Origin of the sequence: Streptomyces sp. NBC_01276 (assembly GCF_041435355.1) — a bacterium.
In the GTDB taxonomy this organism is placed as follows: domain Bacteria; phylum Actinomycetota; class Actinomycetes; order Streptomycetales; family Streptomycetaceae; genus Streptomyces.
In genome coordinates this window covers 3,291,465-3,305,661 of record NZ_CP108442.1, presented here as the reverse complement: position 1 = coordinate 3,305,661, position 14,197 = coordinate 3,291,465, and the positions used below count along the sequence as shown (strand labels likewise).

The window sequence follows — 14,197 nt, the reverse complement described above, 5'->3', positions numbered from 1 at the left end:
CCGGACCGCCGCCCCGGCAGGGCATCGCCGAGGGCCGGAGTGGCCCGGCAGCGGCCTGCCGCCCACTCCGGCCCGACGCGGACCACCCCGGAGGGCCCCCCGCCGGGGCGTCGCCATGACCCCGCCCCACTCCGGGCAGGGCCCGCGCCCCGCGCGGAACCGGAGCCGCCCGCCCGACCACGTACCCGCCCCGCCCCGCAGGGCAACGGCAACCGCCCGGCCAGGGCACCCGCAGGACCACCCAGGAGGGGAACCGTCATGCTCGACCACCTCATCCGCGGAGCGACCGTCGTCGACGGGACCGGCACACCCCCGCGCCCCGCCGACGTCGGCATCCGCGACGGCCGCATCGTCACCGTCGCCGACCCCGGCACCGTCACCGAGGCGGCCCGTACGAGCGAGGACGCGACCGGGCTGGTCCTGACCCCCGGCTTCATCGACCCCCACACCCACTACGACGCCCAGCTCTTCTGGGACCCGTACGCCACCCCCTCCATGAACCACGGCGTCACCACCGTCGCCGGCGGCAACTGCGGCTTCACCCTGGCCCCCCTCAACCCCGCCCGCCCCGAGGACGCCGACTACACGCGCCGCATGATGAGCAAGGTCGAGGGCATGGCCCTCGCCGCCCTGGAGGAGGGCGTCGACTGGAGCTGGTCCACCTTCGGCGAGTACCTCGACGCCCTCGACGGCCGCATCGCCGTCAACGCCGGTTTCATGGTCGGCCACTGCGCCCTGCGCCGGCACGTCATGGGCGAGGCCGCGGTCGGCGGCCGGCCCACCCCCGAGCAGCTCCGGCAGATGGTCGACCTGCTCCACGAGGCCATGGACGCCGGCGCCTGGGGCCTGTCCACCACCCAGTCCTCCACGCACACCGACGGCGCCGGAGCCCCGGTCGCCTCCCGCCACGCGGAGCCCGCCGAGCTGCTCGCCCTCTCCGCGGCCGTCGCCGACCACGAGGGCACCCAGCTGGAGGCCATCGTCGCCGGCTGCCTCGACCGGTTCTCCGACGCCGAGATCGACCTCTTCGTCCGGATGAGCGCCACCGCCGGCCGGCCCCTGAACTGGAACGTCCTCACCATCGACGCCGCCGTCCCCGAACGCGTCCCGCGCCAGCTGGTCGCCAGCGAGCGAGCCCGCGCGGCCGGCGGCCGGATCGTCGCGCTCACGATGCCGATCCTCACCCCGATGAACATGTCCCTCGGCACCTTCTGCGCCCTCAACCTCATCCCCGGCTGGGGCGAGGTCCTCGCCCTCCCCGTCCCCGAGCGGATCGAGAAGCTCCGCGACCCGGACGTCCGCGCCGTGATGCTGCGCCGCGCCGACAGCAAGGAGGCCGGCGTCTTCCGGCGCCTGGCCGATTTCGGCCGCTACGTCATCGGGGACACGTACAGCAAGGAGAACGAAGGCCTGTCCGGCCGGGTCGTGAACGACATCGCGGCCGAGCGCGGCCAGGACCCCTTCCAGTGCCTGGTCGAGATCTGCGCCAACGACGACCTGCGCACGGTGCTGTGGCCCATGCCCACCGACAACGACCCGGCGAGCTGGGCCCTGCGCGCCGAGACCTGGCGGCACGAGGACGTGATGCTGGGCGGCTCCGACGCGGGTGCGCACCTGGACCGGATGTGCGGGGCCCCGTACACGACCCGGTTCCTCGGCGACTGTCTGCGCGGCCGCAGGCTGGTCCCCCTGGAGCAGGCCGTGAAGATGCTGACCGACGACCCGGCGCAGCTGTTCGGGCTGCGCGAACGCGGCCGGATCGCCGTGGGCTTCCACGCGGACCTGGTGCTCTTCGACCCGGAGCGGATCGAGGCGGGTCCGGCGACGCTCGTGCACGACCTGCCGGGGGACAGCCCGCGCCTGGACGCCCGGGCCGTCGGGATCGTCTCGGTACGGGTCAACGGCGTGGAGACCATCCGCGACGACGAGGTGACGGGCGCGGTCCCGGGGATCGTGCTCCGTTCGGGCCGGGACACGAGGACGGTGAGCACCCGATGAGTGGTGAAGCGGCGCAGCGGCTCTACATCGGCGGCGAGTGGGTGGAGCCGGACGGCGGCCACTACGAGGTGGTGAACCCGGCGGACGAGTCCGTCGTCGGTCTCGCCCCCGAGGCCTCCCGCGCCCAGGTCGAGGAAGCGGCCCGCGCCGCCGCCGGGGCCTTCGAGGGCTGGTCCCGTACGGCGCCGGAGGAGCGGGCGGCGATCCTGGACCGGGCCGCGGACGTCATGCAGCGGGAGTTCGAACCGTGGGCGGCCCTCGCGCGGGCCGAGACGGGCGCTCCGACGGGGATCGCGCGCGGGATGCAGGTGGGCGTCGGGGTGTCCCGCTTCCGGCGGTACGCGCGCGGCGCGCTGGAGCCGGTGGAGCGCGGGCTGCCGCCGCAGGTGACCGAGGCCGGCCCGATGGGGAGGGCGAGCGTGCTGGGCGCGCTGGAGGTGCGCCAGCCGGTCGGGGTGGTCACGTGCATCACCTCGTACAACAACCCGTGGGCGAACCCGGCGGGCAAGGTGGCCCCGGCCCTGGCCATGGGGAACACGGTGGTGGTCAAGCCGGCCCCGCAGGATCCGCTGTCGGTGTTCAAGATGGCCGAGGCGCTGCACGAGGCGGGGGTGCCGGCCGGGGTGGTGAACGTGGTCTCGGGTGCCTCGGTGGAGGTGGGCGAGGCGGCGGTGGACTCCCCGTCCGTGGACATGGTGTCCTTCACCGGCTCCACGGGCGTCGGGCAGCGCATCGCCGAGGCGTGCGGGCGGAGCATGAAGCGGCAGTTGATGGAGCTGGGCGGGAAGGGCGCGGCGGTCGTCCTGGAGGACGCCGACCTCGACGCGGCGGTGCTGGGGATCGGTACGACGTTCTCCTTCTACTCCGGCCAGATCTGCACGGCGCCGACGCGGGTGATCGTGCACCGGTCGGTGTACGCGGAGCTGGTGGAGAAGCTGACGGGCTACCTGGCCTTCATGAAGGTGGGCGATCCGGGGGAGCGGGGCACGGTGGTCGGCCCGGTGATCTCGGGGGCGCACCGGGACCGCGTGGAGTCGTACGTGGAGCTGGGGCGGAAGGAGGGGGCGCGGATCGCCTGCGGCGGGGAGCGTCCGGTGGTCGGGGACGGCCGCGGCTTCTACGTGGCGCCGACCCTCCTCGTCGACTGCACCAACGACATGCGCGTGGTCCGGGAGGAGATCTTCGGGCCGGTGGTGGTGGTCGTTCCGTTCGACGGGGGCGAGGAGGAGGCGGTCCGGCTGGCCAACGACAGCGACTTCGGGCTGCTGAGCTACGTCTGGTCGGGGGACGCGGCCCGCGCTTTCCGCGTGGCGCGGCGGCTGCGGGCGGGCGGGGTCGGGGTGAACACGATCGGCCGGAACATGGAGGCGCCGTTCGGTGGGTTCAAGCGGAGCGGTGTGGGGCGGGACGTGGGATCGTACGCGCTGCACGCATACAGCGAAATCCAGTCGATCGTATGGGCTTGACCAAAAATTGATCTGGAAAGTTTGAAAAGCCGCAAAACGGACAGTGCTGCGGTTTCCGCATGGTGAAAGGTGGGCTCCGGGTCCGCCGAAACGATGACCGGTGGGCCCGTGAGCCTTTCATTGCGCGATCATTAACTCTCTCGACCTCAAGATTCCAAGGCATTTTTGGGTCCTCAGATCCGGACTTAAGTCTTCCGAATGTGGAAACCGCACCGTCTAACGTCCTGACCCATGACACAGCTGGACGTTCGGCAGAAGGTCGGAGACGCGGTAAATGGCGGCGCCCAGGGCGAGGGCGAGGGCCAAGGCGGCGGCGAGGGCGAGGTCCGCGGCAAGGGCCTCGGCAAGGGGTCCGTCGGTCTGGTGGGCAGCGCCGTCCTGGGCATCTCCACCGTCGCCCCCGTCTACTGCCTGACCTCCACCCTCGGCTCCACCGCCGGTGAGGTCGGCGTCCAGATGCCGGCCGTCTTCCTGGCCGGGTTCCTCCCGATGCTGCTGGTCGCCTTCGCCTACCGCGAGCTCAACAAGGCCATGCCGGACTGCGGCACCTCCTTCACCTGGACCGTCAAGGCCTTCGGCCCGCGGATCGGCTGGATGTGCGGCTGGGGCCTGGTGATCGCCACGATCATCGTGCTCTCCAACCTCGCGGGTGTCGCCACCTCCTACTTCTGGCTGCTGGCCGGCGAGATCACGAACAATCCGTCGATCGCCGGGCTGGACGACAGCAAACTCGTCCACATCACCACCTGCCTGACGCTGATCGCCGTCGCCACCGCCATCAGCTACCGCGGCATGACCGCCACCAAGGGCATCCAGTACACCCTGGTCGGCCTCCAGCTCCTCGTCCTCGCGGTCTTCGTCGCGATGGCCTTCCAGAAGGCCTCCGCCGGCACCTTCGACACGGGACTCAGCTTCTCGTGGGAGTGGATGAACCCCTTCGCGGTCGGCTCCATGGCCGCCTTCACCGCCGGGCTCTCCCTCTCGATCTTCATGTACTGGGGCTGGGACACCTGCCTCACCGCGAACGAGGAGACGATCGGGTCCTCCAAGACCCCCGGCCGCGCCTCGCTCATCGCGATGGTCGTCCTCGTCGGCTCCTACCTGGCCACCGGCATCGCCGCCCAGATGGCCGTCGGCTCCGGCACCTCCGGCCTCGGCCTCGGCAACCCGGAGACCTCCGCCAACGTCTTCGCCGCCCTCGCCGGCCCCGTCATGGGCCCGGTGCTCGGCATCCTGCTCTTCGTCGCCGTCCTCGCCTCGGCCGCCGCCTCCCTGCAGACCACCTTCATCCCGGTGGCCCGCACGGTCCTGGCCATGTCCACGTACGAGGCCCTGCCCGCCTCCTACGCCAAGGTCCACCCGAAGTTCAAGACCCCGGGCCGCGCCACCGTCACGGCGGGCGTCGCCACCGGTGCCTTCTACACGGTCATGACCCTGGTCAGCGAGAACGTCCTCACCGACACGATCTTCGCGCTCGGCCTGATGATCTGCTTCTACTACTCGCTGACGGCCTTCGCCTGCGCCTGGTACTTCCGCGGCGAACTGCGCGACTCCGTGCGCGACCTGCTCTTCAAGGGCATCCTCCCGGTGATCGGCGGCCTCCTCCTCGCCGCGGTCTTCTTCAAGACCCTCACCGACGCCTGGAACCCCTCCTACGGCTCCGGCTCGACCATCCCCGGCCTCGGCGTCGGCAGCGTCTTCGTCATCGGCGTCGGCCTCCTCGCCCTCGGCCTGGTCATCATGTTCGTCACCGAACGCCGCAGCCCCGCCTTCTTCCGCGGCGAGGTCCTCACCAAGTCCACCCCCGCCCTGGTGGTCGAGGACTGACCCCGCCCCGGCGGGGGTGCGCCGGGAGTACGCCGGGGGCGCGGGCCCGGGGCGCGGGCCCGCCGGGACGCGCCGGGCCGCCGGCGCCGGGGTAGCCCGATGCGCGGAACGCCCGCGGCGACCGGTGACCCGGGGTGCGGTGAGGTCGTTGGGCCGTGCATGAAGGCCATGAAGCGCACCCTCACCGCCCTGCTCCTGTCCGGCGGCGCCGCAATCGCACTCACCCCCGCCGCCCACGCCGCGGACGGCAACGCCACCGCGGTGAAGCCCCTCGCCAAGCGCGTCGGTCAGATCGTCGACCACCCCGGGCAGGCCGTGCAGGACACCAAGACCGCCGTCGGCGTGACCGCCCAGGCGGCCGGAACCGCCTCCAAGGCCACCGACGCCTCCCTCACGGGCGCCGGCACCGCCCTCTCCTCCGGCCTGCCCAAGGCCCCCAAGGTCGGCGGCTGACCCCGTCCGGCGAGCCGGTCCGGCGCCCTCCTCGAAACGCCGGACGTGCTCGACGCCCCGGAGGCCGGACCGGCGGGGGCTCAGCCCCAGGTGCGGGAGCAGAGCACGAGCCGGTAGCCGTCCGGGTCGGCGACCGTGACCCCGTACTCGTCCCAGTACGGGTTGTGCGAGGGGACCCGGGTCCCGCCGTGGTCGACGAGCCGGCTGACGAGGTCCTCGTCGGGGGCCTCGCCGAGGTAGACGACGAACAGGTCGTCGACGGTCGGGGTGGGCGCGAGCGGGTTCTCGGGGTCCCGGGTCAGCTCGAAGTGCCATCCACCGCCGGCGGGCCCGACCATGACGAGGTCGTGCTCCCCGGGAACCTGACCGGTCGTCCGCCACAGGACGTCCAGTCCGAGGCCCTGGACGTAGAACCGCTCGGCGGCCTCCAGGTCGAGGGACGGCCGGGCGACGCGGACGTGGGTGAGTGAATCGATCATGCGCGGAGGGTACGGCCCCGGGCGCGAGGGCGGGCCCGCCCGCCCCGTGATGTGTCAGATGCCGGACCGTACGGCGGTGTGGGACAGGTCACAGCGTCCGGAGCGATGATTCCCGCGCGACCCCGCAGTCTCTCCTTCTGTAAGCCCGACCGAGGCAGTTGAGGCAACTGCGGTACCAGAGGCACCTGAGGTGGCCGAGGTACCCGAGCAAAGGAACGAGTCCCATGCGCATCGTCATCAGCGAGTTCATCAGCCTCGACGGCGTCGTCCAGGCCCCGGGCGGGCCGGAGGAGGACACTGACGGGGGCTTCGCCCACGGCGGCTGGTCGCAGCCCTTCTTCGACCCGGAGGTCGTCGGCGGCGCCTTCGCCGACGCCACCGCCAAGGCCGAAGCCCTCCTCTTCGGGCGCCGCACCTGGCAGACGATGGCGGCCGCCTGGCCCGGCCGGGCGGGGGACCCCTTCGCGGACCAGATGAACTCCATCGCCAAGCACGTCGTCTCCGCGACCCTCACGGACGCCGACCTGACCTGGAACAACACCACCCTCATCCCCGGCGCCGAAGCCCTCGCCCGCCTCCGCGAACTGCACGCGGCCGACGGCGGCGACCTGCTGGTGATGGGCAGCCCCACCCTGGCGCGCACCCTCATCGCCGAGGGCCTGGTCGACGAACTCCGCCTGATCGTCATGCCGGTCCTCCTCGGCGGCGGCAAGTCGATCTTCCCGACGGACGGCGGCCGCCGAACCCTCGAACTCGTCTCGACGGCAACGAGCCCGGCGGGCGTCAACGTGTGCACGTACAGGCCGGTGGGGGACTGAGGGGGCGGGGCTGAACGGGATCGGGGTCGGGGGGCGGCGGGACTCGACTCGGTCCGTGTCGGGGAGGGTTTGGGGGTTTCCCGTCAGTCTCATCGTCCTTCCGCGTCGGGCCGGGCTGTCAAGGGCGCTCCCTTCGGTCGCGTCGCTTCGCGATGGCCTTCGGCCACCCTTGACAGCCCGTCCCGCCACGGAATGCCAAAGACTGCCGGGAAACCCCCAAAAGAACGGTCCACGGGGAGATCTTCGAGGGGCGGGCATCCCAGAGATGCGCGAGCCCTCCCCGCCTGGGCGGACCCGAGATACGGGCCGACATCCCCCTGATTCCGGGCCGGGTGCCGCCAGCCCACACGACACGGCGACCAGACCGTCCGGCAATGCCTTCAGGACGGCAGGCGCATCGGATCGCTACGCGCTTCACTCGGCATAGCGTCTGCCGCCTGCCTGTGGCTGGACATAAGCCGCCCACGGTCCGGGGGTCTTGGTCTCTCACGCGAGCGCGGGTTTATTTGTGCCTTTTGGCGTGCCGGATGGGCTCTGGAGGGGCGCTGGTGCTGCCTGTCGGACTCTGAGGACGACTTTGTCGTCCTCAGAGTCCGGTAAGAGCCATGGCGGCCGCCAACCGCCCGACAAGCACGCCTACCGGCCGTCTTGGGCGGCCTATGTCCAGCCCCAGACGGGTCGCAGACGCTATGCCAAGAGAAGCGCGTAGCGATCCGATGCGTGTGCCGTCCTGAAGGCATGGCCGGGCGGTCTGGTCGCCGTTTGGGGTGGTCAGGCAGCACCCGGCCCGGAATCAGAACGAGGGGGCCCGTGCCTCGGGTCTGCCCAGGCGGGTAGGGCTCGTACATCTCTGGCTGGCCCCCTGACTCTCGGTTTCCTCCCGGCCGTTTCCCTGGGGGCTTCCCGACAGTCTTTGGCATTCCGGGGCGGGACGGTCGGTCAAGGGTGGCCGAAGGCCATCGCGAAGCGACGCGACGAAGGAGCGCCCTTGAGGGACCGGCCCGACACGGAAGGACAGTGGACTGGCGGGACGCCCCCAGCCCTCCCCAGACCCGGACCAAGGGCGCACCGCCCACCCCCGACCCCGGCCGACCCCACCCCCACCCCCACCCCCGACCACCCAGCCCTCAGGCCCCGTTCCGCCTGAAAAGCAGGTGCGGGCAGGTGGGGTGCGGCCTAGCGTGGCGTCGATGAGCAGCGACTATCCATTCGCCGACGGCTACAACCTCGTCTGGGATCTGATCGGCTTCCGTGATGCGGACGAGGAGATAGTCGAGTCCGTTTCCCTGTCGCGGGACCAGTTCCTGGCGATCAGGCACCTCTTCGTGCTGGGTGACGATCCCTGGATGGTGGCGGGCGAGTACCGCGTGGCGCCCGGCGTCTGGGGGCACGTGCGCGGCGCCGTTCCGGACGTCCGGTTCCAGCGCGACGCGGAGTACTTCCTCGGCGCCCGTCAGGCCCTGCCTGACGGGCGCTTCTGGCGTCCGGCCCCGGGCGCGCCGGCGCCGGGGCCCGTTCCGCCCCCGTGAACTACCGTCACGACGATGACGGACATCGTGGGCGTGATCGAACGGCTGTGGCGGTACCCGATCAAGTCGACCGGCGGCGAGCGGCTGCGCTGCGCGGAGGTCGACGGGCGCGGGCTGGTCGGTGACCGGCTCTACGCGGTGCGCGACGGCGAGGGCAGGTTCGGGTCGGGCAAGAACACCCGGCGCTTCCGCCGCATGGACGGTCTGCTGCACCTGAGCTCCCGCTACCCGGAGGGGAGCGGGCGGCCGGAGCTGATCGACCCTCAGGGGGAGCCCGTGGCCGACCCCACGGCGTACCTGCGCACCTACCTCGGCCGCGACGACGTCGAGCTGGCCCGCGAGGGCGGGATCTCGCACTTCGACCAGCTGCCGCTGAGCGTCCTCACCACCGCCACCCTCGACTGGATCCGCGCGGAGATACCCGGCGTCCCGGTGGACGAACGCCGCTTCCGGCCGAACGTGCTGCTGCGCACCCCGCCCGGCACCCCGCCCTTCGTGGAGGACGAGTGGGCCGGACGCAAGGCGCATGCGGGGGACGGCCTGTGCGTGGAGTTCGTGCGCTCCAGCGAGCGGTGCGTGATGACGAACCAGGCCCAGCGGGACCTCCCGCACTCCCCACTGGTCCTGAAGACCATCGCCCGGGCCCACGACAACCGGCTCGACATGCTCGCGGGCATCGTGACCCAGGGCACCGTACGGCTCGGCGATCCGCTGGTCCTGGAGTGACCCCGCCCGTCCCGCCGGCGAACGCCGTGCGGGTGCGGGTACGGGTGCGGGTACGGGGGCGGTGATGAGGCTCTTCGCCGGCTCGCCCCCGCTCCGTCCTAGTGCTCCGGCTCCCAGGCGCGGAGCAGGTCGAGCAGCCCCGCGTCTCCGTCAAGGTGCAGGGATTCGGCAGGGATGCGGTCGTACAGGTAGATGACCAACTCGCTGGCCGTGCCACGGACGGAGACGCCGGCTGCGTCCGGGTCCTCGCCGGTCGTGGCCGTGGCCGTGGGCGCGGGTATGCGGGCGGAGCGTGCGCCGTCGCCGTCGACCGTGAGGCGCCAGGAGCGGCCCTCGGTGGCGTGGAAGTCGAAGGTCGTGGGCTTGTGCGGCCAGGCGCTGGGCGACGCCACGCAGGTGAACAGGAACTCCTCGACACCGTCGAGGGCGACCCCGGACGGCAGCGGCTGCGGGGCGCCCGCGGCGAGCTGGGCGTCGTAGGTGTGCACCGCGCTCTCCTGGACCCGGTGCTGGGCGACTCCGCCAGAGGTCCGCGGCGTCTGCAACCCAGTCCACCACGCCCAGCAGTCGGCGTCCGGGCCCGCCTCGCGCAGGGCGCTCAGCAGAAGCTGCGTCGACGCGGCCAGCCAGGCCAGCAGGGCCTCACGCTCCCGCGGCAACTCCAGAGCGGCGCGCGCAGCGGCGGCCTCGGCCGGGGGGCCGTCGGCAGGCCCCGCGGCGACGATGGCCGCCCAGAAACGGTCTCCCCCACCCAGGTGCTTCACCAGGTCGAACAGCGTCCACTCGGGGCAGGTCGGCACCGGTGCGTCGAGACTGGGCGCGGCGGCGACCGCGGCGCGGAAGGCGGTCGACCGCTCATCGATCAGTCGCAGCAGGTCAGGGAACTCAAGATTCTTTTCCACGCCGGATGTCTATCACCGTGCTCCGGTCACCGGACAGCGATTTTCACAGTCGCCGCCGGTCGGCCGTCGCGGCCGTCGCGGACGTCGTCCTAGACGTCGTCCTGGCAGGCCTGACCTCCGTCCGCCCGGACCCAGACGCTCACCACGTGGGTCGTCGGGTGCGTCAGGCGGCCGCACAGCATGTCCAGCCGGACGTCCTCCGGGCGCAGGTCGCCGCCGCGCAGCAGCTCGCGGACGTACGCCTTGAACTCCGCCTGGTCCTGGGTCGCGAAGAGGCGTTCCCAGTGGCCGTCCTGCCGGGCCGCCCTCCACGCCTCGGACTCCCTGCGCTGCTGCGCCTTCCGCTTGCGCTGGCCCGGCACCCCGGCCGCCTTCCGGTTACTTCTTGGTCGGCAGGGCCGGGAGGGAGGGGAGCTTGCCCGGCTCGCTGCGCTGGAAGGTGTCCGTGCCGGCCGGGCCCTCCCAGGTGACCTTCAGGGTGGTGGCGTCGACCGAGTCGACCTTGCCCTTCGAACGGGTGGCGCCCGTCGGGCACTTCAGGTCGAGGGCCGAGCCGTTGCTGGTGCCCTCGCAGGTCAGGCCCGTGGCGGCCTCGACGACGAACGCCGTCTGGCCCTTGACCGTGAGCACCACGCCCTTGGCCGGGTTCTGCATGGAGATCCAGCCTCCTTCCAGGGTGCCGGCCTTCGCCGCGCCGCCCGCGCCGCCCGTCCCGCCCGTCGAGGGGGTGGTGGCGGCGGCCGGGGCGGAGGCGGCGGCGGAGGGCTGCTTGTCCGCGGCCTTGCCGCTGTCGCTGCCGCAGGCGGTCAGGGTCAGGGCGGCGGTGGCACCGACGGCGGCGACGGCGGTGAAGCGCAGGTAGCTGTGCACGGGAAGTCCCCCAGGGAAAGCGAGTTGATCGACGGAACGCGCCAAAGTACCAGCCGGTCCGGCGGGCAGAGGCACCCCCGGACACGCGGTGGAACCCGCCCGCGGTTCCGCGCCACCGCCTCAGAGGTACTGCGCGAACCCGTCGAGCGTGCGCAGCACCTCCGGCTCCGGGGCCGACGGGAGCTGCAGGACGACCTCCTCCAGGCCGAGTTCGGCGTAGTGGCCCATCTTCCCGGGAGTGGGCTGGACGGCGTACGGGACGACCTGGAGGGTCTTCGGATCGCGTCCGGCGGCCTCCCAGGCCCGCCGCAGGACCGGCACCGATTCGGTGAGGCCGCGGCCGCCGATGGGGAGCCAGCCGTCGGCGTGGTCGGCGATGGCGGCGAAGAGCTTCGGGCCGGCGGAGCCGCCGATCAGGGTGCGGGGTCCGTACAGGGGCCGGCCGGGGCCGAGTTCGCGCGGGGGCGTCGCCGGCTTGGGGTGGGCGGAGCTGGCCTGGACGGAGCCGTACGGGCCCTCGTACGCGGTGGGCAGCGGCGACCACAGGGCGCGCATCAGGGCCATGTGGTGGCGTACCCGGTCGCGCCGGGTGCGCCACTCGACGCCGTGGTCGGCGGCCTCCTCGACGTTCCAGCCGTAACCGATGCCGAGGGTGACGCGGCCGCCGCTGAGGTGGTCGAGGGTCGCGGCCTGCTTGGCGAGGCCGATCGGGTCGTGCTGGGCCACCAGGGTGATGCCGGTGCCGAGGTGGAGGCGTTCGGTCACGGCGGCGGCCTGCCCGAGGGCGACGAAGGGGTCGAGGGTGCGGCCGTACTCCTCGGGGAGTTCGCCGCCCATGGGGGCGTCGGTGGCGCGGTTGACGGGGATGTGGGTGTGCTCGGGAAGGTAGAGGCCGCTGAAGCCGCGCTCCTCCAGGGCGCGGGCGAGGCGGACGGGGGTGATGGTGCGGTCGGTGAGGAAGACGGTCGTGGCGATCCGCATGGGCGAGGGCACCTCCGAGTCGTGGGGAGGGCCAAGGTACGGCGTTCCGCGTCAGGAGGGCAGGGGGTGCCGCGCGGGTTCCGGGCGGGGCGGCCGGGCCGGTCCGGCGGAGGTTCCGGGCCGGGGCCGGGGCCGGGGCCGGGGCCGGGGCCGGGCGGCGGGGGCCAGGTGGGCGGGTGCGGGGCGGGCCGGTGGAGGGCTGCGGGGCGGGCCGGTCCTAGGCTCGCCGCCATGCAGCATCCCGTCGTGTCCACGCCGTTGACCGAGGCCGAGCTGGCCCTGGCCGAGCGCGAGCTCGGTGTGTCCTTCCCCGCCGCGTACCGCGCGTACCTGAAGGAGGCCGAGCACCCGCGGTGGGTGTACCCGCCCTTCCGTGACGAACGGGGCTGGGTCTGGGGCGCCGACGGCCCGGCGCCGGCGGAGCTGCTGCGGCTGCCGTTCCCGCACCCGGACTCGTACGTGGACGCGACGGCGGACCTGGACGGGCGCGAGCCCCTGCCGGAGGACTTCGCCGACGAGCGGGCCTTCGGGGAGGCCTGGCAGGCGTGGGACCGGGAGTACGAGGTCTTCCAGGACGCGAAGACCGTGGGCTCGGTGGTCCTCCAGGACAACGGCTGCGGCTTCTCCACGCGGCTCGCGATCACCGGTCCGCTGGCCGGCACGGTGTGGTGGGACGGCCGGGCCACCTGCGACCTGATCGTGCCGCTTTCCCCCGACCACCCCGGCGGCGGCCACCCGGCGACCTTCGACGATTGGCTGCGCCACGGGTCGTGGGACCTGCTGCCGGCCGGCTGGGGCCAGGGGGGATCCGGGGTTCAGGCCGTCGGGACCGGGTAGCGGGCGAGCCAGCCGGGGGCGGAGACCGAGGGGCCGTGCAGGGCGGGGCCCTGGGTCATCTCCAGGGCGAAGTCGTCGGCGAGTTCCAGCAGTGTGGCCCGGCCCTCCAGTGCGGCCAGCCAGGCGGCCGGGAGGGCCGTCTCGCCGTGCAGGGCGCCGAGGAGGGCCCCGCACAGGGAGCCGGTGGCGGCGGAGTCGCCGCCGTGGTTCACGGCGAGGCGCAGCCCGTGCGGGACGTCCTCGGCGACCAGGGCGCAGTAGACGGCGACGGCGAGGGCGTCCTCGGCGCCGGGGCCCCCGCGTCCGTCCCCCGGGGTGAGGGCCTCGACGGCGGCGGGGCCGGGCGCGCCCCGGGTGACGGCGGCGACCGCGCGCCGGAGGGCGTCGGTGACGGGCTGGTGGCCGGGGAGGGCGGCGAGCAGGGCGAGGGCGCGCCGGAGGGCGGTGTCCAGGGACTCGCCCCGGGTCAGGCCGTGGACGATCACGGCGAAGGTCCCTGCCGAGAGGTACGCGGTGGGGTGGCCGTGGCTCTGGACGGCGCATTCGACGGCCAGTTGCAGCACCAGGGCGGATTCCCAGCCGACCAGCAGCCCGAAGGGGGCCGAGCGGACGGTGGCGGCGGCGTCCCGTGCGGTGGGGTTCTTCGGCGTGTCCAGGGTGGCGAGGGTGTCGTCGGCGAAGCCGGTCAGGCAGGCCCGTTCGGGGGCGCGCCGGGCGTAGAGCCATTCCTCGTTGGCGAGCCAGCCGTTGTCCTCGCGGCGCTCGTCGGGGCCCCAGTCGTGCTGGGTCGCGGCCCAGCGGCGGTAGGCGCGCTGGACGTCGGTCGGCGGGTGCCAGGCGCCGGTGTCCCGGCGGACGTGGGCGCGGATCAGGCCGTCCACCGTGAACAGGGTCAGCTGGGTGGCGGCGGTGACGGCGCTGCGGCGGCCGTGGGCGGGGACCGGGGCGGTGAGGCCCGCCGGGCCGTGGGCCTCGTGGACGGCGTGGAGGGAGAGTCCGGCGAGCGGTGCGCCGAGGGCGTCGCCGAGGGCGGAGCCGAGGAGGGTGCCGCGCACCCGGCTGCGGAAGTCCTGTTGCTCGGCCCGGCCCCACAGCGCCGCGGGGGCGGTGGGAGCCACCGAGGCCGGTGGGGCCATGGGGGCGGGGGTCGACGGAACCGGTGGGGCCACGGGAGCCGCTGGAACCGGTGGAGCCACGGGAGCGGCGGAAGCCGGTGGAGCAGCGGGAGTTGGTGGAGCCGGTGGAGCCACGGGGGTCGGTGGAGTCATGGCAGCCGGTGGAGCCAGGGGAGCCGGTGGAGCCGGTGGAGCC

Annotated in this window: 14 protein-coding genes; 8 read left to right on the top strand and 6 right to left on the bottom strand. The window is 73.2% G+C overall.

Features of this window, described 5'->3' with window-relative positions:
* The first annotated feature begins 258 nt into the window (after window positions 1-258).
* The 4 genes from OG295_RS14400 (at window position 259) to OG295_RS14385 (ending at window position 5,744) form a co-directional block, all read left to right on the top strand.
* Entirely contained in the window at window positions 259-1,998 is a 1,740-nt protein-coding gene (locus tag OG295_RS14400) for an amidohydrolase family protein (protein ID WP_371677237.1), read from the top strand.
* A complete protein-coding gene (locus tag OG295_RS14395) occupies window positions 1,995-3,464 on the top strand; it encodes an aldehyde dehydrogenase family protein (protein ID WP_371677236.1) in 1,470 nt (489 codons plus the stop codon). The genes OG295_RS14400 and OG295_RS14395 overlap by 4 nt, the downstream gene beginning before the upstream one ends.
* 231 nt (window positions 3,465-3,695) lie before the next feature.
* Entirely contained in the window at window positions 3,696-5,291 is a 1,596-nt protein-coding gene (locus OG295_RS14390) for an APC family permease (protein ID WP_371677235.1), read from the top strand.
* Between the two features lie 159 nt (window positions 5,292-5,450).
* The gene (locus OG295_RS14385) at window positions 5,451-5,744 is read left to right on the top strand and encodes a hypothetical protein (protein WP_371677234.1); all 294 of its coding nucleotides are present in this window, start codon (window positions 5,451-5,453) and stop codon (window positions 5,742-5,744) included.
* An 80-nt stretch (window positions 5,745-5,824) separates the two neighbouring features.
* Here the strand turns inward: OG295_RS14385 and OG295_RS14380 are convergent, their stop codons facing one another.
* Window positions 5,825-6,223, bottom strand: a complete 399-nt coding sequence (locus OG295_RS14380) for a VOC family protein (protein WP_371677233.1) — start codon at window positions 6,221-6,223, stop codon at window positions 5,825-5,827.
* 224 nt (window positions 6,224-6,447) lie between these two features.
* Here OG295_RS14380 and OG295_RS14375 point away from each other — a divergent pair, with 224 nt between their 5' ends.
* The 3 genes from OG295_RS14375 to OG295_RS14365 all read left to right on the top strand — a co-directional run bounded on the left by OG295_RS14375 (window position 6,448) and on the right by OG295_RS14365 (window position 9,296).
* Window positions 6,448-7,041 carry a dihydrofolate reductase family protein gene (locus tag OG295_RS14375; protein WP_371677232.1) on the top strand — a complete coding sequence of 198 codons (594 nt, stop codon included), beginning with the start codon at window positions 6,448-6,450 and terminating at the stop codon, window positions 7,039-7,041.
* Window positions 7,042-8,231: 1,190 nt separating this feature from the next.
* Complete coding sequence (locus OG295_RS14370) at window positions 8,232-8,570, top strand: hypothetical protein (RefSeq protein WP_371677231.1); 339 nt, start codon at window positions 8,232-8,234, stop codon at window positions 8,568-8,570.
* A 15-nt stretch (window positions 8,571-8,585) separates the two neighbouring features.
* The gene (locus OG295_RS14365) at window positions 8,586-9,296 is read left to right on the top strand and encodes an MOSC domain-containing protein (protein ID WP_371677230.1); all 711 of its coding nucleotides are present in this window, start codon (window positions 8,586-8,588) and stop codon (window positions 9,294-9,296) included.
* Window positions 9,297-9,394: 98 nt separating this feature from the next.
* Here OG295_RS14365 and OG295_RS14360 read toward each other — a convergent pair whose 3' ends face one another.
* The 4 genes from OG295_RS14360 to OG295_RS14345 form a co-directional block, all read right to left on the bottom strand.
* Window positions 9,395-10,198 carry a maleylpyruvate isomerase family mycothiol-dependent enzyme gene (locus OG295_RS14360; RefSeq protein ID WP_371677229.1) on the bottom strand — a complete coding sequence of 268 codons (804 nt, stop codon included), beginning with the start codon at window positions 10,196-10,198 and terminating at the stop codon, window positions 9,395-9,397.
* An 89-nt stretch (window positions 10,199-10,287) separates the two neighbouring features.
* A complete protein-coding gene (locus OG295_RS14355) occupies window positions 10,288-10,560 on the bottom strand; it encodes a hypothetical protein (protein WP_371677228.1) in 273 nt (90 codons plus the stop codon).
* A gap of 16 nt (window positions 10,561-10,576) precedes the next feature.
* Window positions 10,577-11,068, bottom strand: a complete 492-nt coding sequence (locus OG295_RS14350; protein ID WP_371677227.1) for a hypothetical protein — start codon at window positions 11,066-11,068, stop codon at window positions 10,577-10,579.
* Window positions 11,069-11,188: 120 nt separating this feature from the next.
* Window positions 11,189-12,049 carry a TIGR03619 family F420-dependent LLM class oxidoreductase gene (locus tag OG295_RS14345; protein ID WP_371677226.1) on the bottom strand — a complete coding sequence of 287 codons (861 nt, stop codon included), beginning with the start codon at window positions 12,047-12,049 and terminating at the stop codon, window positions 11,189-11,191.
* A gap of 231 nt (window positions 12,050-12,280) precedes the next feature.
* Here OG295_RS14345 and OG295_RS14340 point away from each other — a divergent pair, with 231 nt between their 5' ends.
* Window positions 12,281-12,886, top strand: coding sequence for an SMI1/KNR4 family protein (locus OG295_RS14340; protein ID WP_371677225.1), 606 nt, complete (start codon window positions 12,281-12,283; stop codon window positions 12,884-12,886).
* Here OG295_RS14340 and OG295_RS14335 read toward each other — a convergent pair.
* Entirely contained in the window at window positions 12,865-14,022 is a 1,158-nt protein-coding gene (locus tag OG295_RS14335) for an ADP-ribosylglycohydrolase family protein (RefSeq protein ID WP_371677224.1), read from the bottom strand. The genes OG295_RS14340 and OG295_RS14335 overlap by 22 nt on opposite strands.
* Window positions 14,023-14,197: the final 175 nt, after the last annotated feature.